Below are 19,519 nucleotides of genomic sequence, written 5' to 3' on the forward strand. Positions count from 1 at the left end.
TTATCGTTTGTTGGCGTAATTTAAAACCTGGCTGACGAGCCGGGCGATCATTAATTCTTCGTTGGTTGCAATTACCCGTACTATCACTTTTCCGGTTTCGGTTGAAATAACCTGCTCGTTTTTCTGATTCAGTTTTTCATCCAGTTCAAGGCCTAAAAAGCCTAGATCCAGACAAATCCGGCTACGGATTTCAGGAATATTTTCTCCGATACCTCCCGAGAAAATGAGGGTATCAACACCGCCCAGCACAGCGGCAAATGAACCGATTGATTTTTTTACCTGATAACAGAACATTTCTATCGCTTCGGCTGCACGGTGGTCAGCAACTTCGGATTTAATCAATTCCTGCATATCTGAACTTGTTTCGGAGATACCCAAAAGTCCGGATTCGTGATTGACCAGATGGTTGAATTCTTTGGGACTCAGTTTTTTAAACTGCATCAGATACCAGGCAACACCGGGATCCAGATCGCCGCTGCGGGTTCCCATCATTACGCCGGAGGCTGGAGTGAAACCCATGGTGGTATCAATACTTTTTCCCTGTTTTACAGCAGCCAGACTAGCTCCGTTTCCAAGATGTGCCAATATCACTTTTCCGTTGGCGGATTTTTTGCCTGCCTGGTTTTCAAGCTCCTGCATCAGGTAAGCGTAGGAGAGGCCGTGGAAACCATAACGGTGAACATTTTTTTTGATAAATCGACGTGGAATCGGAATCCGTTTTGCAACAGCAGGCATTTCAGTATGAAATGAGGTATCAAAACAAACGATCTGTTTTAAATCCGGATGTTTTTTGCTGAAAAGTTCAATCAGCTTGATTTCCTCTGGCAAATGTTCCGGATCGTAAGGGCTGATGTTTTTGAGATAATCAAGTAATTCAGGAGTGATTTCCTGTGTGTCTGTGTGTTGCATACCGTGCACAATTCGGTGACCGATGGCAGAAACTACGGAAAATTCAGGCCGGTTTTCAAGCCAATCGATCAGAAATCCAATGGCGTGTTCAAAAGTATTTTCCTGGATTTTAACAGTTTCAGTATTATCAGAAGTGCTGTTAGTCAATACCGGTGCCGTCTTTTGACTTCCAATATTCCTCAGCTGTCCGGAAAGAATTAGCGTTAGTGCCTCCCGGACTTCGTAAAAGGCAAATTTGATACTTGACGAACCTCCGTTGATGGTCAGGATAGAACCGTAATTTGCTGTTTCCACCTCGTTGCCTATTTAGTTTTCAAAAATATGAACCTCAATCAACTTCCATTTAGGTAATCACTGAACGTCCTTTGGATGCCAATTTCACTTGTCAAGAAAAGCAAACGGCAGGTGTAAAATGTTATAGATTTTTTGTTAAAAGTTACATCTATCACAGATCATAAAAGCACTATCGCTATTTTATCGGGAAAAATATCCGCGCGCTCTGTATTACAAAAACAGGAATAATCCCGGCAGCTAAAATTAATTCAAGTGCCCGAACGTCAAGTATTTGAAGCGATAGTATTTGGCGGAAAAATGGTACATAGTACGTAACAAACATGACCAGAATACATAATGCAAGTGCCATCCAGATAAATTTGTTCCTTGTAATTTCATTATTAAAAAAACGAAGCTTGCCTGAGTACATGTTAAATACATGCAGCAGCTGTGCCAGAGAAAGTGCATAAAATGTAATCGTATTTCCTTCTTCCGGACTATATCCCAGTTGATTGATGGCATACCAGTAAACTCCCAGTACGGAAATGGTCATAACCAGGGCGTAAAAAACAATTCGTTTCCAGTCGGCCATTTCCAGAATCGGTTGTTTAGGGTCTCTTGGCGGAGATTTCATCAATTTTTTATTATCCTTTCCAACGCCGAGTGCGAGTGCGGGAAAAACATCTGTAATGATGTTTATGAAAAGAATTTGCAGCGGAAGGAGTGGACTTCCCACATTAAGGAAACCGGCAAAAGTAACTACAAAAATCTCACTCATGTTACAGGACAAGAGAAAGACGATAAACTTTCTGATATTTTCAAAAATGACACGTCCCTGTTCAATCGCATGAACAATAGAGGCGAACGAATCATCTTTTAAAACCATATCCGCAGCTTCCGCCGCAACGGCTGTCCCGCGCAGGCCCATTGCAATGCCTATATCTGATTTTTTTAACGCGGGCGCATCATTCACCCCGTCGCCGGTCATGCCGACAATGTCTCCCTGTTTTTGGTAAAAATCGATCATATCCAGTTTTTGGGCAGGATTTACCCTTGCAAAAACATGGCAATCCATCATTTTTTTCTGATCCTCAGCGGATGAAAAATCGAATGATTCAAGGTCTTTCCCGGTCAGTACCAGTTTCTCATCTTCCCCAACCAGATTGACCTGTTTGGCAATTTTCAGCGATGTCGCAGGATGATCTCCAGTCACCATAATGACCTTGATTCCAGCCTCGTGACAAGCTGTTAACGATTTAATCACTTCCTTTCGCGGCGGATCCAGAAATCCGATCAGACCGGCGTACGTCAGTTTTTCATCTTTTGTGAAATTTTCGCCTGGTTTGTTTTCCGTTTCCCGGTATGCGAAAGCAAGTGTCCGAAGTCCGTCCGCAGCCATGAGCTCAGACACTTCGAGTTCTTTGTCCCGGTCTTCCTGACTGTTCCAATGGCAAAGTGCAGAAACTTCTTCAACGGCTCCTTTTACACCAATAAAATATTTAGTTCCAACCTGATCCAGCGTTGCCATCATCCGCGTATCAGAGCTGAAAGCCTGTTCAGCCTGGCGATTGTAATCCTTATGCAACTGATGCAGATCGATGCCGGCGGCACGTGCATAGGAGAGTAGTGCGACTTCCACAGGATCACCCAGTTCTTTCCGATCTGATTTTTTGGAAGTCAGTTGTGCATTATTGACCAATGCGCCGATCCGGGCTAGCATTTCAAATTCTATCGAGTGAAAAAGCTGTTGATCGCCCTCCGTAACTGCCAGATTTTGAACACCTTCATGTTTGGTTTCGATTTTGACAATAAAATCTTTTCCAGCCGCACGAAGCGTATGTACTTCAATTTTATTCTGGGTGAGCGTCCCGGTTTTATCAGTAAAAATTACGTTCGTACCGCCCAAAGTTTCAACGGCTGACAAACGTTTTACGATCACTTTTTTCTCAGCCAGTCGAAGCATTCCGTAAGCCAGCGCAACCGTTGCTACCACCGACATACCCTCCGGAATAGCCGCAATGGCCAGTGCGACTGCCGTTTCTATCAACTGTTTAATTTCTTGTCCTCTTAACAAACCGACGATTAAAAATAGCGTCGCCATACCAAGCGTGACCCAGATCAGTACTTTTCCCAAAGAATCCAGTTTTGCTTCCAGTGGTGTAGCCGTGCGTTTTGCCTCGCTCACCATCGTGGCGATCTTGCCCAGTTCAGTGGCCTGCCCAATACTGGTTACGACTGCTTTTGCATTTCCGTTGGTGATGGCCGTTCCCTTAAATAGCCGGTCGTGCCTGTCGCCCAGTGGCGCGTCTTCGGGGGATTTGTCGGTAGTTTTTTGGGAAGGAACAGATTCGCCTGTTAATGCAGATTCGTCAATGTTCAGCTGGTTGACTTCCAGGATAAGCGCGTCAGCAGGTATCAGATCTCCCGCTTCCAAAAACAGGATATCACCGATTGTTACCTGGTCGGATGGAATTTCAGTAATCTTTTTATCGCGCAGCACCCTGGCCGGCGTAGTATCCAGTTTACGCAAGGCTTCCATGGATTGACGCGCGTTGTATTCAAGTACAAAACCGGTGATTGCATTGATCAGAATAACCGCGATCACGGCAAAGCCTTCGATGGTATCTCCCAGGAAAAAGGACACGATCGCCGCTGCTGCCAGAATATAAACGATTATACTGTTTACTTGCCTCAGAAGGATGGACCAAATACTTTCCGGTTTTACCTGTTCTAACTCGTTGAGGCCAAACTGCTGAATCCGCGCATCCGCTTCTTCGGTGGTCAGTCCGGTTTTTATATCCGTTGCAGAAAGTTTTTCAGACTTCCCGGAGGTATTCTGGAGGGGCATATTTGACATCACCTTAATTAAATTTATAGCTTCTTTGTCCAAATTAAACAAACCCTGGCACTTTTTTAGGATAACTTGTATTACCTTTTGAATAATTAAATCATATCACGTAGAGAAATAGTAACTGGATTTCAATATTTGTAGTTGATATACCAACAGATGTGACGTTCCTTGATAAAAAGCTATTATTTTATTGTGCATTCATTATCAATAACGATGCCAACTTTCAACAATCAGGTCAGACAAATTGGATTACTGGTCATTCTCACATCTTTGGGTTTACTGCTTTTATTTGAACTATATGGTTTTCTTCCCGGGTTCTTGGGGGCACTTACCTTATATATTCTTAGCCGCGAGTGGTACCTTTCCTTAACCATCCGGAAACATTGGAACAAAGCGGGAACTGCGATGCTGTTTTTGGTTGCCTTTCTCGTTGGAATTGGTTTGCCCGCCTCGTTTGCAATCCATTTAATTTCATCAAAAGTCAATGTGTTAATCAATAATTCTGATCAGATCATCGTGGTTTTTAAATCTGCTTCTGCTCAGATCAAACAGTGGACAGGCTTTGATCTTCTGACTGACCAGAGCATTGGCGAAATACAAAAACTGATTACGAATTTTATTCCTTCTTTCCTGAACAGTTCTGCATCCGTGGCAGGCAATCTGCTAATGATCCTTTTTCTATTCTTTTTCATGTTAACCCATGGCACTGAAATGGAACGGAAGATTTCCGGGATTATACCACTAAAAGAAGAAAATGTTGAAGTACTTGCCGTAGAAACCAAAAACATGATCCGGGCCAATGCCCTGGGTATTCCATTAATTTCCATCATTCAAGGTCTGTTTGCCATATTTGGATACTGGATTTTTGGTGTCCAGGACTATTTATTGTGGGGTTTTATTACGGCCATTTTTGCGTTTTTTCCTGTTGTCGGTACTGCCTTGATATGGATACCGCTTATCATTTTTTTATATGCATCCGGTGAAAGTGGAAAAGCCATTGGCCTGGCGATTTACAGTATTGTTGTGACAGGTAACGTTGATTATCTGGCACGTGTTACTTTGCTTCAAAAAATTGGTAATGTACACCCGGTTATTGCTGTTCTTGGTTTAATTGTCGGGTTGAAATTGTTTGGTTTCTGGGGTTTTATTTTTGGCCCGCTTATGATCAGTTATTTTCTGTTATTGGTCAGGATTTATGCCAGCGAGTTTGGCTCGTTGAATAAGTGAAGTTAAAGTAGTAGCGGTAGGTTAGAATACTATGATTGTTATCAAACTTTTGAATTTCATTATCAGTCCGTTGGTTATTAGCTAATCCGTGGCAGCTAGTTGCAGGCGGCATACATTTCGATTATCTAATATTAACTTAAACCTATCTCCGTTCAATAAGCCATATCGGTATCATGACTTTGTAAATCGGCGAGAATCGTTTTAAGTGTGTCAATGTGCCGCTGCATTTCATCTTTTTTTTCATATTGTGCATGAGACAAGGATGTATATCCTTTCAGTGCATAGTCTACTTCCAGTTTTCGAAGTAAATGTTTACGTTCTTCCATCATCCGCAGGGCTACCCACAAAGTGGTACTCGCTGTTTCCGCTTGTTTGACAACCAGATCACGTTCTGTGTAAGCATGACCAATGTGACATCGGTACCGGTTGAGAATATCACCTTTTACTGCCCACAAATTACCCCCGCAATCCGGGCAGGCAAAGACACTTTTTTCTGCAATTTGCTCAACATCATCAATACCTACTGCGGTTTTTTCAGCTATTTGTGATTCCAAAATCACTTCCCGGGGTGCTGGTATAGTTGATCCTCTGTCGAGGCTGGTTATGTGGCTCACCAAACCACCCATTGCGCTAAGCTCACTCACGTAGTCTACCTCCATATTATTGATCACAGAAAGGGGCATGTCCGGGTATTCAGCATGATTCGGGTCCTGAACAACACAAATTCCACCACTTCTTTTAATTGCCCACATGCCTGAGGTCCCGTCGTCAAGCATACCGCTTAATATAATACCAACAGCATGTGAGGTATATGCAACAGCGGCTGAGCGAAAAAGTACGTCAATAGACGGCCGAAACCGATTTTCCTGAGGACCTGACCCAAGCAGGATTTTACCATTTTTTACCAGTAGGTGGTGGTTGGGTGGGGCTACGTATATATGGCCTTTTTCAATTTCAGCCCCGTTTACTGCCATACTGCAATTCAGTGTGGTTACCTTATTTAACCGGTGAACTACAAAATCGCCAATCCCTTTTCGGGATAAGTGTAGGACAACACAATAGGCGGCATCTAGTCCAATCGGCAATGACTGGACCATTTCGGCAAGTGCGTTCAAACCACCGGCTGATGCACCAATGACGATAATAAATCTGGGGTGGCTTGACATGTTATTTGTTTAGGTAGATTGTAAATTTACTGCCCTTATCCGGTTCACTTTCAACAGCAACCCTGCCGCCTGATGCGTTCACTATTTTGTTGGTCAGGTATAGTCCAATGCCCTTGCCATCGCCATCGGTATGCAAGCGGATGTACTTATTAAAAATGGTATTCAAATGATGCTGGTCTATTCCCATTCCGTTATCCTCTATGGATAGGATGGTCTGATTTGCTTCTTCCATAATTTTAACCAAGATAACTGGTTGTCTGTCAGATCGATATTTAATTCCGTTTGCAATCAGGTTGTACAGAATACTTCTAAGATTTTTCTTGGAAAAGATGATCTGATTCACCTGAACATCCCGTATGATCATTGCTTTATTGGATTTAATACGTTCTGTGAGACTCCATTCAATGTTGTCCAGCATGTCATTTATATCTACCGGCTCAGTTTCAAGCGCATTGTTCTCAATTTTAGCGACGACCGCTATTTCGCTGATTAGGGAGCGGAATTTTTTGATCGAGCCATTGATGATCGGCAACACTTCTTTTATTTCCGGGTCGCTGGTATCGATAGCATTCATCAGCGAAATACTTCCTTCAATGCTGTTTAGTGGATCAAGTAAGTCATGAGACGCGGTATGGACAAAATTATCAAGGTCTGAATTGATCCGCAGCAATGCCTCATTTTTTTTATCAAGTTCCTGCTGAATCTGTTTGAGTTCAGTGATATCATTGAAAGTGATGATCGCACCAGAGGTTTTATTGCTGATTTGTTTGATATAAGGCATAGTCATGACCTGAAACCATCTGCCATCCTTCGTCTCAATTTCTTTAGTGATGACCGTGTCATCTGATAATACCGACATGCTGTCTTCAATGATTGTCTCGGTCTTGAAATTCGTTGAGATATTGCCAAGCGGCCTTCCCAAATCGCTGTCAAGTAGATTGATTAGTTTAACAGCACCTGGTGAAAATTTGATCAGCCGCAGCTGTTCGTCAATGAAGAGTTGCCCGTTGATATTGCTTCTGAAATAGTTATTTAAGTCATCGTTAAGCTCTAAAAGCTCTTTATTTTTTAATTGATAATCCGAATTAATGGTATGCAATTCTTCGTTTATCGACTGCATTTCCTCACTCGTACTTTGCATTTCCTCATTGGCAGAAAGAAGTTCTTCATTGAAAGACTGCATATTCTCATCGAGTGAATACAATTTTTCATTTGAAGCCACGAGCTTTTCCTTCATTTCTTTCACTTCCTGTTCCAGACTTTGGGTATACTGGTTGAGGTAAATTTCTTCGTTAAAAACATGCTGGTCACTTTCAGTCGCGTCTTCTCTAATTTCCTCAGCAATTCGCACGACTAAAAAACCGTTGTTGCGGCCTTTGTAAATCATCGGGCTGATTGTTAAAGTCACGCTGGCAATTTGCTCTCCCTGTTTTATTTTAATCCCTTTGACCGAAGCGCTTTCTTTGTTTTGCACAACTTTATTGATAATGGCATTGTAGGCTACAGCCAAAGACGGCGGAAGCAGCTCGCAAAAGTCAGTAGTCATGATTTTCTGAAGCAGGAATTTTGTAGTGTCCCCATAAAACTTCAGAATCTTCTCATTTTGATCGATGCAGATAACAAGTTGCCCGAAATCCTTCATCAGAGTCTCATTGACAGCATCGCCAAGTGTCCGGTCCGGTGCCTTCTGGTTTTGGTCCTGAGGTTGGGTCAAATCTGCCCGCTTTTTATAGGAAACCTCAGGAAGCGAAAATGATTCAAATCTAACAGTTTGGTTCGCCTCCTCATTTTTGTAGATTTTAAATTTTTTACTGACCACTTTCAGACTATGCAGAATTGGCAATGGATTTTCACTTGAACCTAAAAACAGAAAACCATGTCTTTTAAGCCCAAAAAGAAGCATAAGGTAAATCTTCTTTTGAAGTGCTGGCGTCATATAAATCAAAACATTCCGGCAGCTTATAAAATGCATATTACAATAAGGCGGATTCTTTACCAGATCATGCTGGGCGAAAATAACCATTTTACGAAGTCCAGGCCTGATCTTGTAATCCTCACCTTCTGCCTGGAAAAAAGTATTTAGTCGTTGCCCGGATATTTTGGACACCGTACTGGCTTTGTACAAACCTTTACTAGCCTGAGCCAGAGCGTCATTATCTATGTCCGTAGCAAAAATCTTCACCACATGGTCATTAATCCTTTCTCCGAGCTGTTCACTAATCAGCATGGCCATTGAATAGGCCTCTTCACCGGTTGCGCATCCGGTAACCCACATCCGTATTTCCTGATTTGGAGCTAAATCCTCGAGGATCGCAGGAATTACACTGGTTTCAATAAAGTTAAAAGATTCCGTATCCCGAAAAAAACCGGTCACACTGATCAGGAAATCCTTTGCAAGTACTTCCAATTCCCCAGGATTGGCTTTTATAAATTCTATATAACCACCCAACTCGCCAAAGTTATTGGAAGCTGCCCTTCTTTTTATTCTTCTTAAAATGGTAGAATGTTTATAATCCGAAAAATCAAGGGGTAATTCGTGGTTGATAAGCTCAATAATTGTACCTACCTGCTCCTCATCATGAATTCCGATGGCTAGTAAATCCAGCTCCCTTTTCACATAGTCTTCTATCACAGGAGGCATCTTTTCAGGCTCTAAAATGAAATCCACCATTCCGGTAGCGATCGCGTTAGCTGGCATACTGTGGAATTCCGTGCCTTCGGGTTCCCTGACAATCACCAGTCCGCCTGCTTTTTTTATAGCTTTAACCCCATTGGTTCCGTCAGATCCGAGCCCGGAAAGTATCACCGCAATTGCCTTAGGTCCATAATCTGCGGCAAGTGACGTGAAAAATGTGTTTATTGTCATGTGTGGACCGCGGTCGTCCTTCTTATCGGTTAAATATAGGCTACGACCACGAACGGTCATGAATTTGTCATTTGGAATAATATATACCTGATTTACCCTGATTAACATACCATCCTCTGCTTCCTGCACCACAAGTTTGCTATGCCTGGAAAGCAGTATAACCATGTGACTCTTAAATTCCGCAGATAAATGTTGAACGATGATATAGGAAACCCCATCAGAAGGAGTGTGGTCAAAAAATGTATTGAGTTCATCAAGGCCGCCAGCAGAAGCGCCAATTGCAATGATGTGATGCGGTTCTGGGTAGAACATATTTTTACGGATATGGTTATGAGACAACAAGGTAGGACATTTTCCTGCCGATCTTGAATTAATAAAGAAATCAAGGATGAGTCTTCGCAAAGGAATGGCTCAACAGTTAGCCATGTGTATTCATACCCTAGCTATTTTCGTGCCAATCCCTAAAGTGTAAAATATTATAAAGGCTTAATTTATACTAATTCTGAGATAATAGAACGAAAACGGTCTATATATACGAATGGTGATGATTTATATTTTTTCGAGATTTAATAAAAATTTAAGAAGTCAGTCTTGAACAACGGGATTTGATTATCTCAAACATTGGCTTAATGGCAATCTTGTATGATTATGAACCTCAAACTGGGTCATGGATGCAGAACTTCCGATGGGGTTCGGCCAAATTCTTTTTTAAAAACAAATGAAAAATGCGACAGGTCCTCAAAGCCGACTTCGAGATAAACATCACTGGGCCTTTGTTTGTGCTGGCTTATCTGAAAATAGGCTTCTTCCAGTCTTTTCTTTTTCAGCCAGTTTCCGGGATTATTCCCAAAAGTTTTTTGGAAATCACGTTTGAAGGAAGATAAACTTCTTCCGGTTAAAAAAGCAAAACGTTCCAGGTTGATGTTAAAACGGAAGTTGCGGTTCATATAGGCTTCGAGATCGATTTTTTCCGGAATACCAAAATTGAAGAATACGTTGGCAAGGTCCGTGTCAGACTTCAATAAAATCATCAATAATTCTTCTCTTTTTATATCAGCAAAAGTCGTGTCCAGCTGCAAATCCCCGGTGTAGTAAGGTTCCAGAGACAGAATATAATTCTTGATCAGTTTGTTTTCCGGTACAAACAGAAATGAGTCGTTTTGATCTGTGGGTTCAATGGAAAATGGGTGTCGGTGTAAAAATTTTTTTAAAAACGACTCGTCCAGTGTAATAATTATCTTCTCAAATTCGTCCTTATCTTTATACTTGGTATAACGTACAAGATGGTTTTTCCTGGCAATACAATAATCGCCAGGAACCATCTGATAGTTTTTGTGACCATCAAAGGCCTTCATCGAACCTTTCAGTAAATACAGAAAAAAATGTTCTGGTATAAACTGTTCAGGCGAGATTTCCGGGCCCAGATGGCAGGATTGAATATCGTTGAATTTCACTTTTCAGCGCTTGATTTTGCTTGCGAATTTAACTAATTATACAGACTATCAACACTTGCAAGGATCGCAGATTCTTTGCTTGCCGGGTGCCAGTCAAGTGTTTCCACTGCTTTCTGATTTGACATTTGTGTATAATACTTTTCATCCGTAGGCTGCATCTCTGCAATATTAGCGGCTAATTCAGGACGTTCTTTCCTAACAAGCTGCGCCACATCGTAAAAACTGAACGAACCTTCGGAAGTTGCCAGGAAGCGTTGTCCATTAGCCTGTGGATGCAACATTGCCTTGATATGAAGATCGGCGACATCGCGAACATCTACCACGCCAACTGTAAAAGCCGGACTTTCAGTAGCCGAGCCACTGATGATTCCTTTCACGATCATATCCAGCGAAGCTGATGAAATATCACCCATCACAGGACCGAATATACCCACCGGGTTAATCACAGCCAGCTCCATATTACCGCCTTCCGTTTCAATAAAATTCCAGGCTGCTTTTTCTGCTATAGTTTTTGATTTGATATAGGGCATAATTGGGGCCTGTTCGTCGGTCCAGTCGGCTTCGGTGAAAACGTGGTTTTGGGGATCTTTGCTATAACCAATGGCTGCGAAAGAGGAGGTAAGTACAACCCTTTTTACACCGGCATCCCGGGCCGCTTTCAAAACACGCAATGCTCCGTCCCTGGCTGGAATAATCAGCTCATTTTCATCTTTTGGTTGTTGCGCAGGAAATGGCGATGCGATGTGTAGAACATATTCACAGTCAGCCACAGCCTCCTTCCAGCCTTTATCGCCGGTTAATTCAGCCTCATAAAAAGATAAATTAGTAAAATCGATGATGCCTGTTTCTGCCAATGCGTGAAGTATAACCTCCTTTTTGGATAACGAGCGGAGTGTTGTTTTTACGTTATAACCTTGTTGTAATAATTGTAAAATGGTATGGATACCGACAAATCCGGTTCCGCCTGTTACTAATACGTTGTTGTTCATTTTGTTCTAAATTTTAGAATTGAAAGTTGATCCCGGTTTCTGATTCAGCATAATCCCGGAGTTGTTTAGCCATTGATTTACTATGATGCAAAATTCGACAAAGAATGGTTGCGCTACTTTGTTGTAAAGGTCAAATTTTCTTTGTTGTCAGGGTCAGACCGGGTGGTGTGTATTGGGGCGGCTGGTGATCAAATTCACAATCTTTTTTTAGCCTGAAATCGAAACCATCGTTCAGGGAAGAAGTAGGCTTATGATATCATGTCTAGTATTATGTGCGTCAAAACGATGTCACTATTTTTTGAATAAGATGTCATTTTGATAACAATCGCTTTTGTTCAGACGATGGACGTTTCTATTAATTTGAGTAAATGTAAATTGGAGTTGCCGCTTGCTAAAAGTGTGTTTATTTCACATTTTGTTAATCTGATTTTTGGTGGAACTTACTTAGATTCGTCTATTATTGCACCTATAAACGCTACCTTTTCAAAATGCAAGCATATTTCAAGCCCCTTCTTATCGTATTTTTAGTAACAAGTTTATTATCTTCAAATGCCCGCGCCCAGGCGAATAAATCCTACCCTGCGTCTTTATTCCCAGACCGTGTTATATTAGGTTTCAAAGGAAATCCTGCTGTATCACAAGCGGTAAACTGGCGCACCGATTCGACCGTGTCAGAAGGTGTTGCAGCCATACATGAAGCAGACCCTTCACCGGATTTCCCTAAAAATGCCCGCATAATAAAAGCAAAAACCCAGCAAGTTTCGATCGATGGTAAGATGGTAAATTATCATGAAGCTGATTTTACGGATCTGAAACCGGCCACTCAGTATGTCTACCGCGTGGGTAACGGGACGCAATGGAGTGAGTGGTTTCATTTCAAAACGGCTTCGGACAAAAGTGAACCAGTTTCTTTTCTGTATTTCGGAGATGCCCAAAATGACATTCGGTCTCTTTGGTCCAGAACGATACGCGGTGCTTTCGCGACGCTTCCGAAAGCCGATCTGATCATTCATGCGGGAGATTTGATAAACCGCGCCAATGTTGATTATGAATGGGGTGAATGGTTTGAGGCAGGTGGCTGGATCAACGGGATGGTTCCTAGTTTGTCAGCGCCGGGAAACCACGAATATTATAAGGATGCCAACCAGATCGGCGTAATTTCCAAACATTGGAGGCCACAATTTGCCTTACCCGAAAACGGACCCGAAGGGCTTGCCGAGACTTCTTATTTTATCGATTATCAAGGCGTAAGATTTATCTCGCTTAATTCTCAGGAAGCCATAAACAGGCCGGAGGTCATGGACAAGCAGGCCGACTGGTTTGAAAAAACGTGTAAAAACAATCCAAACCGATGGACGGTTGTTTTTCATCATCATCCAATTTATTCAACTGCAGACGGGAGAGACAACAAAACGTGGCGCGAAAGAATGGAGCCTCTTTACAAAAAATATCATGTCGATATTGTTTTGCAGGGACATGACCATACCTATGCGCGTGGCATCAATATCCCGCTTGGACAAAGCAGAAAAAAACCGGACGGTCCGATTTATGTTGTGTCGGTCAGTGGTCCTAAAATGTATGAGCTTGGACTGGAAAACTGGATGGACAGAGCGGCTTCAAATACACAGCTTTATCAGGTCTTACATGTTGATCATCACAAATTATCCTTTAAAGCTTACACGGTAAACGGTGATACCTACGATGCTTTTGATTTGCTGAAAGACGCGAAGGGAAAAAACACTTTGGTTGAACTGGCACCGTCTCTTAAAATGCAGGAACGCCTGGACCTGCCGGAAGATTTACAGAAACGTTTTAAAGAAGCAGATCTGAAAGAATACAATGAGCGCTTTTTGAAATATAAGCAAAGGAAAGCGGTTAAATAATCAACAAACCATAAAATGAAAAGATTTAAAGTTTATAAACATCCGAACGGAAGATTGATTCAAGTGATTATTGAAGGGAATTTGTCGGAGGATCTTTCGAAGGTATCGATTGATATTGATGTGTTGATTAAAGATTCCCAGGACGAAGATTTTCATGCTGTGATAGGCGAAAGTCATCCAAAATACTGGAAACTGAAACGATTGGGGCCTGCGCAAATCAAAGCTATGCAAATCAAATACAGCGGTATATCAGCGAAACAAATCCGGTCGGCCGTGAAAGAGTATGAGCAAAATTATGGTTCATTTTCCCTGACTCCGAAGCGTACCATGATGCCAGGCACATGGGTGTGTGCTAATTTGATGTGTTGAAACGTTGATGAAATTTGGGAAATATGAAATATTATTTTCACCCGATCTACTTTTAAGTATAAGCTAATCATCCCGAAGGAATTTTTCGATAAGCGGTGCAACGAATGTAGTGTCTTTGTCGCCGCTGATCGTAGTAATTTCTCCGATGTATTCACCATGTCCGCCAGGAATAATAGCCAGATCACATCGAGTTATTAATCTTGACATTTTTAAAACATGCTCAGACGTTGCTACATCAGCGTCACCGTTGATCAAAAGAACGTACGGCTGAATCGACTTGATGTCGTCATCGATAAAATCTTTAAATTGGATCATTCTGTTCGCGCATTTCTGATACATATTCATAAGTTTGGATCGATCCGGATTGACCGCAAGGAAGGCATCTTTGTACTGCTGCGGCATTTGATCGAAGGTGCCGTTTTCCATAAATTCCCAAAATTGCGGAAATGTGCCGTCCCGTTTCAGAAGCATAGATCCGGCAATCACTTTCCTGCATATTTCAGGATACCGGATCGCAATCTTGAGAGCCGTATTTGCGCCATTGCTAAATCCGAAAAAATCAGCCTTTTCTATTTTCAGATTATTAAGCAGTGTGTAAACATCGTCTGCGTCCTGTTCAAAACTTAGTTCTGTGTCTCTGTCATTTGTACGCCCGTGCGCCTGTAATTCCACACAGATCAGCTTTCTGAAAGTTACCAGCTTTGGGATCATGCGTCCAAAGGTAGTTTGAATGGTGGATCCGCCGCCATGAATCAATACAAGCGGTAATCCCGCCCCATATACTTCGAAGTACATTTTAATACCATTAACATCGGCATAGCCACTTTCGAATTTTGTCGTGCCGAAAGTGGTAGTTTTTTCTATGTTCATTGATTGCAAGGTTTTGTTTGGGCGTCAGGCGGTTAAACTTATCGTCGTTAAAAAAACGACAGGTATCCCTTTCATATTTCACAAAAATTTAAACCAAATTTATTGGCTTGCCGCGAAATCCGGCGTGGGTTGTTTACGAAATCATGCGGGGTATTTGGAATAATTTATCCTGTTTCGCAGCAATTGATGCCTGTTTATCCGGATGCGTTCAAATCTTTAATTTTGTATAAAAAAGGAGCTTTGTTGGCCGCACCTGTATACTTTTTTTCCAGACGTTCCAAAACATTCATATCAAGAATTTTCTTCTGAAAGTTGTTCCGCGCAAATGTTTTATTAAAAATGGATTCATAAAGTTCCTGGGCATCCTTCATCGTAAAGGTTTCAGAGAGCAGGTTAAATGCCAGAAGTTTTTTATCCAGATTAAGTCTCAGGCTATCAAGTGCTTTGGAGACAATGTCATTATGGTCAATAATCAAATCCGGCAATTCGTATACATTACACCATTGAATAGTCTTATCCAGATCTGTTTTTGTCGGAATCACCTTTTTGATATCCACGAGCGCATAATAGCCTATGGACACAAATCGCTTGGTGAACCAGTCGTACTGATCTTTATTTTGTTTATCGTCGACAAGCATTTGCGGATTCAATCTGATCAATTCATCAAGAAAAATTTGGCTATTCCGGGCCGCTTTTCCAAAAACATAAAACTGATCCAGATAAATTTCGCTGATACCGGTACGTTCCCTTAGCGTTCTGCTGGCTGCGTCGTCGATATCTTCGTTCTGATAAACAAAGCCCCCTGGAAGAGCCTGGAAATCTCCGTTAAAATTGAGTGTTGAAACCAGTACTTTTAGTTTTTTTTCCTCATATCCGAAAATTACGCAATCGATCGAAAGTTGCTGAATAAAATCCTGTTCACTTATGTTATGCATGTTATATCGCTTCTGTTGTTGTTACGAATCTCTCTTTCCTGATCTTGTTCTAAGTGTAATCCCTGTCAAAGAAAAGCTTTTATTCTGGTCCGACAATGCAAAACATATTTTTATGGAAGATTGTACAATGTAAATTTAAAACATAAAAATAATTATTGTCTAGCTTGTAGACAATAATTAAAATTTGTGATACTTTTGACAATCCATAACTTAATTCTTCTTCAAGATGCAGGTAAAATCTATACTTTTTAGGCTCATATACCTGGGCCTGTTTTTATTACCGCAATATTCCTTTGCACAAAAGCCTTCGGTCAATATTCTTGTATTTAGTAAAACAGGTGCTTTCAGACATGCTTCGATAGATGCCGGAAAAAAGGCACTGGCGAAAATGGCAACTGAGAAGGGCTTTACGGCAAGTTTCACAGAGGATGCCACTCAGTTTAATGATAAGAATCTTAAAAAGTACAATGCTGTATTATTCTTAAATACCACTGGCGATATCCTGAATGATGAGCAGCAAATTGCTTTTGAAAGGTATATCCAGGCCGGCGGAGGTTACGTCGGCATCCATGCCGCTACGGATACGGAATACGGCTGGCCGTGGTATGGGAAATTGGCAGGCGCTTATTTTCTGGATCATCCTATGACGCCGAGCAATGTGCAAAACGGCAGATTTATTGTAACTGAAAAAAATCATTGGTCCACACAAGGTATGCCGGATGAGTTTGAGCGAAAAGATGAGTTTTACAGCTTTAAAGACATCTCTCCGAAAATCAATGTCGTCCTGAAAATTGATGAAAAAAGTTACATAGGAGGGAAGAATCCTGACTTTCATCCGATTAGCTGGTACCAGGAGTTTGATGGCGGTCGTTCGTTTTACACAGCAATGGGTCATACGGATGAAACATTCTCAGAACCTATTTTCCTGAATCACCTATTGGCAGGAATAAATTATGCTGCCGGAGGGGATGCTCCGAAACCGTTGGACTACAAAAAATCCAGGCCAGAAGAAAACCGTTTCACAAAAGTGATCCTGGAAGAAAAATTGGATGAACCGATGGAATTGAGCGTTTTAAACGATGGCAGGATTCTATTTATTCAGCGTAAAGGAGAGGTGCGGTTGTATAATACAAAAACGAAGGAGTTGAAAACCATTGCGAAAATTCCTGTTAGCGTGAAATATAAAAATAAACAAGGAAAGGAATCAATGGGTGAAGACGGGTTGCTTGGGCTGAACAAGGATCCGAAATTTGCACAGAATCACTGGATATATCTTTACTATTCCGTTCCTGAGGAGCCAAAAAATGTGTTGGCGAGGTTTGAGCTGCGCGGTGATGAACTGGTGATGGAATCGAAGAAAGTCCTTTTAGATGTAGCAACGCAACGTGAAGAATGCTGCCATACGGGAGGTTCAATTGCGTGGGACAAAGCAGGAAATTTATATCTTTCGACGGGAGATAATACTAATCCACACGGCTCCAATGGTTTTAGTCCAAGCGACGAACAAGAAGGAAGAAGTGCCTGGGACGCACAAAAATCTTCTGCGAATACGAACGATCTTCGTGGGAAAATCATACGTATAAAACCGCAGGCGGACGGCACTTATACGATCCCGGACGGAAATCTTTTTCCAAAAGGCACCCCAGATACCAAGCCGGAAATTTATACAATGGGGCATCGAAATCCATTTCGTATTTCGATCGACCAAAAAACAGACTACGTATACTGGGGGGAGGTCGGCCCGGATGCTTCTAAACCAGATTCTGCCAGAGGTCCGGCAGGTCATGACGAGGTAGGGCAGGCGCGAAAAGCAGGTAATTTTGGCTGGCCTCATTTTGTTGGTGATAATAAAGCGTACACCAAATATGATTTTAAAAATAAAAAATCACTGGATCGTTGGGATGAAAACGCACCTTCCAATACCTCACCAAACAATACCGGGCTGAGGGTGTTGCCTCCCGCACAAAAAGCGTTCATCTGGTACCCTTATGCAGCGTCCCAGGAATTCCCGTTGGTAGGATCAGGCGGAAGAAATGCTATGGCAGGTCCCGTTTTTTATGCCGACCAATTCAAAAATGCGCCTGGTGTTTTTCCTGATTATTACAACGGCAAACTGCTCGCTTATGACTGGATGAGGGGTTGGATCATGGCCGTGACGATGGACGGCAAAGGCGATTTTGCCTCAATGGAGCGTTTCATGCCAAGTTATAAATTCTCCAATCCAATGGATATGGAATTTGCCGAAAATGGCGATTTGTATATGCTTGAATATGGTACAGGCTGGTTTTCTGCAAACAATGACGCGCGGCTGGTCCGGATTGAGTATAACGGAGGAAACCGTAAACCTCAGCTTCAAATCAGTGCCAACAAAATGGGGGGAGCTGCACCCATGACGCTCAAACTTAGCTCGAAAGGCACCGCCGATGCAGATGATGACGTGCTGAAATATGCCTGGAAAATTTCATCAAAAAATGGTTTTCAGAAAATTGTAAATACACGAGACGCAAGTTTAATACTTACCAAAATAGGTGTTTACAAGGCCACATTAACAGTAAATGATGGAAAAGGTGGAATCAGTTCGCAGTCGATGGAGGTTACTGTTGGAAACGAACCGCCGGTTCTGACGCTGGAAATGCCTGGTAGTAACAAATCATTCTATGCGGCTAATAAGCCATTTAGTTATGACATCAAGGTTAATGACAAAGAAGACGGCTCATTAGGAAAAGGTATCGATCCGGAGCAGGTAGCCGTTAACATCGACTACCTTGCGGAAGGTTTTGACAAGATCGCCGTGGCGCAGGGACACCGTTCCGCCGATGCCAGTGCTTTATTTGCAAATGGGAAAAAACTTATTGAAGCCAGTGATTGTAAAGCTTGTCACAGTGTCGACAAAAAGTCAATTGGTCCTGCTTATCGGGAAATATCTGCAAAATACAAAGGTGATAATTCGGCCGTGGAAAAACTGACTAAAAAAGTAATTTCCGGAGGTGGCGGAGTGTGGGGCGAAACTGCCATGGCGGCGCATCCGCAGTTGTCTGCCAGGGATGCTTCTGAAATGGTCAAGTACATTCTGAATATTGGTAACGAAAAACCAAAGGAAAAATCATTGCCTTTGAAAGGAACATATGTTGCGAAAGTGCCATCGGGAGACAAGGGGAAAGGAGTCTTTATTGTCAGAGCGGCTTACGAGGATGGCGGAGCAAGCGGGCTTCCGTCTGTCAGATCCGAGCAGTCTTTTGCGCTTAGAAATTCAAAAATGGATGTGCACGGCTTTGACGACTATGAAAACATCATGAAGATCTCCAACAACGGGATGAATCTTGCGATTGCTTCCAAGCCGGGCTCTTACATGGTTTTGAAACAAATTGATCTGAATGCTATTTCAGAATTACAGTTACAGGCAATGGCCCCAAAGGCACAGCTAAACGCGGCAGGTGGAAAAGTTGAATTGCGGATGGATAGTCCAACCGGTGCCTTAATTGGAGAATCTGCTGTATTGGAACCTTCGGAGGCGCTGGACTTCAAACCAACGTTACTGACTGTACCTGTGAAAAATCCATCAAATTCGGTAGGCAAACTACATGATCTGTACCTTGTTTTTGTAAATCCGAAGGCCGAAGAACGTTCGTTGCTGATTGTGATAGGCGCAGAATTCAAGCTTTTGGAAAACACGGAACGTTAGTTTCCTTTTACGTCAAATTTAACATGTGTTATTGAACTGGTAAAT

General features: G+C 42.1%; 12 protein-coding genes. 4 read left to right on the plus strand and 8 right to left on the minus strand.

Features of this window, described 5'->3' with window-relative positions:
- Both AC1XUO_RS06405 and AC1XUO_RS06410 read right to left on the minus strand, forming a co-directional pair.
- Window positions 1-1,203 carry an acetate/propionate family kinase gene (locus AC1XUO_RS06405; RefSeq protein ID WP_483328939.1) on the minus strand — a complete coding sequence of 401 codons (1,203 nt, stop codon included), beginning with the start codon at window positions 1,201-1,203 and terminating at the stop codon, window positions 1-3.
- A 175-nt stretch (window positions 1,204-1,378) separates the two neighbouring features.
- Entirely contained in the window at window positions 1,379-4,030 is a 2,652-nt protein-coding gene (locus AC1XUO_RS06410) for a cation-translocating P-type ATPase (protein WP_483328940.1), read from the minus strand.
- Between the two features lie 216 nt (window positions 4,031-4,246).
- Here AC1XUO_RS06410 and AC1XUO_RS06415 point away from each other — a divergent pair, with 216 nt between their 5' ends.
- Entirely contained in the window at window positions 4,247-5,260 is a 1,014-nt protein-coding gene (locus AC1XUO_RS06415; protein WP_483328941.1) for an AI-2E family transporter, read from the plus strand.
- Window positions 5,261-5,412: 152 nt separating this feature from the next.
- Here the strand turns inward: AC1XUO_RS06415 and AC1XUO_RS06420 are convergent, their stop codons facing one another.
- From AC1XUO_RS06420 to AC1XUO_RS06435, 4 genes are all read right to left on the minus strand, one after another.
- Entirely contained in the window at window positions 5,413-6,426 is a 1,014-nt protein-coding gene (locus AC1XUO_RS06420; RefSeq protein ID WP_483328942.1) for a chemotaxis protein CheB, read from the minus strand.
- A gap of 1 nt (window position 6,427) precedes the next feature.
- Window positions 6,428-9,604 carry a chemotaxis protein CheB gene (locus tag AC1XUO_RS06425; protein ID WP_483328943.1) on the minus strand — a complete coding sequence of 1,059 codons (3,177 nt, stop codon included), beginning with the start codon at window positions 9,602-9,604 and terminating at the stop codon, window positions 6,428-6,430.
- Between the two features lie 353 nt (window positions 9,605-9,957).
- Window positions 9,958-10,746 (minus strand): helix-turn-helix domain-containing protein, encoded by a 789-nt coding sequence (locus AC1XUO_RS06430; protein ID WP_483328944.1) that lies wholly within the window; start codon window positions 10,744-10,746, stop codon window positions 9,958-9,960.
- 32 nt (window positions 10,747-10,778) lie between these two features.
- Window positions 10,779-11,735 carry an SDR family oxidoreductase gene (locus tag AC1XUO_RS06435; protein WP_483328945.1) on the minus strand — a complete coding sequence of 319 codons (957 nt, stop codon included), beginning with the start codon at window positions 11,733-11,735 and terminating at the stop codon, window positions 10,779-10,781.
- A gap of 488 nt (window positions 11,736-12,223) precedes the next feature.
- On the opposite strand from AC1XUO_RS06435, the gene AC1XUO_RS06440 reads away from it, so the two are divergent.
- A complete protein-coding gene (locus tag AC1XUO_RS06440) occupies window positions 12,224-13,618 on the plus strand; it encodes a purple acid phosphatase family protein (RefSeq protein ID WP_483328946.1) in 1,395 nt (464 codons plus the stop codon).
- 15 nt (window positions 13,619-13,633) lie between these two features.
- Window positions 13,634-13,987 (plus strand): hypothetical protein, encoded by a 354-nt coding sequence (locus AC1XUO_RS06445; RefSeq protein ID WP_483328947.1) that lies wholly within the window; start codon window positions 13,634-13,636, stop codon window positions 13,985-13,987.
- Window positions 13,988-14,050: 63 nt separating this feature from the next.
- Here the strand turns inward: AC1XUO_RS06445 and AC1XUO_RS06450 are convergent, their stop codons facing one another.
- The gene (locus tag AC1XUO_RS06450; protein ID WP_483328948.1) at window positions 14,051-14,857 is read right to left on the minus strand and encodes an alpha/beta fold hydrolase; all 807 of its coding nucleotides are present in this window, start codon (window positions 14,855-14,857) and stop codon (window positions 14,051-14,053) included.
- Between the two features lie 194 nt (window positions 14,858-15,051).
- Window positions 15,052-15,792, minus strand: a complete 741-nt coding sequence (locus AC1XUO_RS06455; protein ID WP_483328949.1) for an NUDIX hydrolase — start codon at window positions 15,790-15,792, stop codon at window positions 15,052-15,054.
- A gap of 226 nt (window positions 15,793-16,018) precedes the next feature.
- On the opposite strand from AC1XUO_RS06455, the gene AC1XUO_RS06460 reads away from it, so the two are divergent.
- A complete protein-coding gene (locus tag AC1XUO_RS06460; protein WP_483328950.1) occupies window positions 16,019-19,474 on the plus strand; it encodes a ThuA domain-containing protein in 3,456 nt (1,151 codons plus the stop codon).
- Window positions 19,475-19,519 lie beyond the last annotated feature (45 nt).

The organism is Dyadobacter sp. HNCC25DJ186, assembly GCF_056895235.1.

What these genes read in the sequence shown, in the direction of transcription:
- AC1XUO_RS06440 (WP_483328946.1), top strand. Translation starts at nt 12,224, where the DNA reads ATGCAAGCATATTTCAAGCCCCTTCTTATCGTATTTTTAGTAACAAGT.
- AC1XUO_RS06410 (WP_483328940.1), bottom strand. Translation starts at nt 4,030, where the DNA reads ATGCCCCTCCAGAATACCTCCGGGAAGTCTGAAAAACTTTCTGCAACG.
- AC1XUO_RS06445 (WP_483328947.1), top strand. Translation starts at nt 13,634, where the DNA reads ATGAAAAGATTTAAAGTTTATAAACATCCGAACGGAAGATTGATTCAA.
- AC1XUO_RS06450 (WP_483328948.1), bottom strand. Translation starts at nt 14,857, where the DNA reads ATGAACATAGAAAAAACTACCACTTTCGGCACGACAAAATTCGAAAGT.
- AC1XUO_RS06435 (WP_483328945.1), bottom strand. Translation starts at nt 11,735, where the DNA reads ATGAACAACAACGTATTAGTAACAGGCGGAACCGGATTTGTCGGTATC.
- AC1XUO_RS06420 (WP_483328942.1), bottom strand. Translation starts at nt 6,426, where the DNA reads ATGTCAAGCCACCCCAGATTTATTATCGTCATTGGTGCATCAGCCGGT.
- AC1XUO_RS06425 (WP_483328943.1), bottom strand. Translation starts at nt 9,604, where the DNA reads ATGTTCTACCCAGAACCGCATCACATCATTGCAATTGGCGCTTCTGCT.
- AC1XUO_RS06415 (WP_483328941.1), top strand. Translation starts at nt 4,247, where the DNA reads ATGCCAACTTTCAACAATCAGGTCAGACAAATTGGATTACTGGTCATT.
- AC1XUO_RS06455 (WP_483328949.1), bottom strand. Translation starts at nt 15,792, where the DNA reads ATGCATAACATAAGTGAACAGGATTTTATTCAGCAACTTTCGATCGAT.
- AC1XUO_RS06460 (WP_483328950.1), top strand. Translation starts at nt 16,019, where the DNA reads ATGCAGGTAAAATCTATACTTTTTAGGCTCATATACCTGGGCCTGTTT.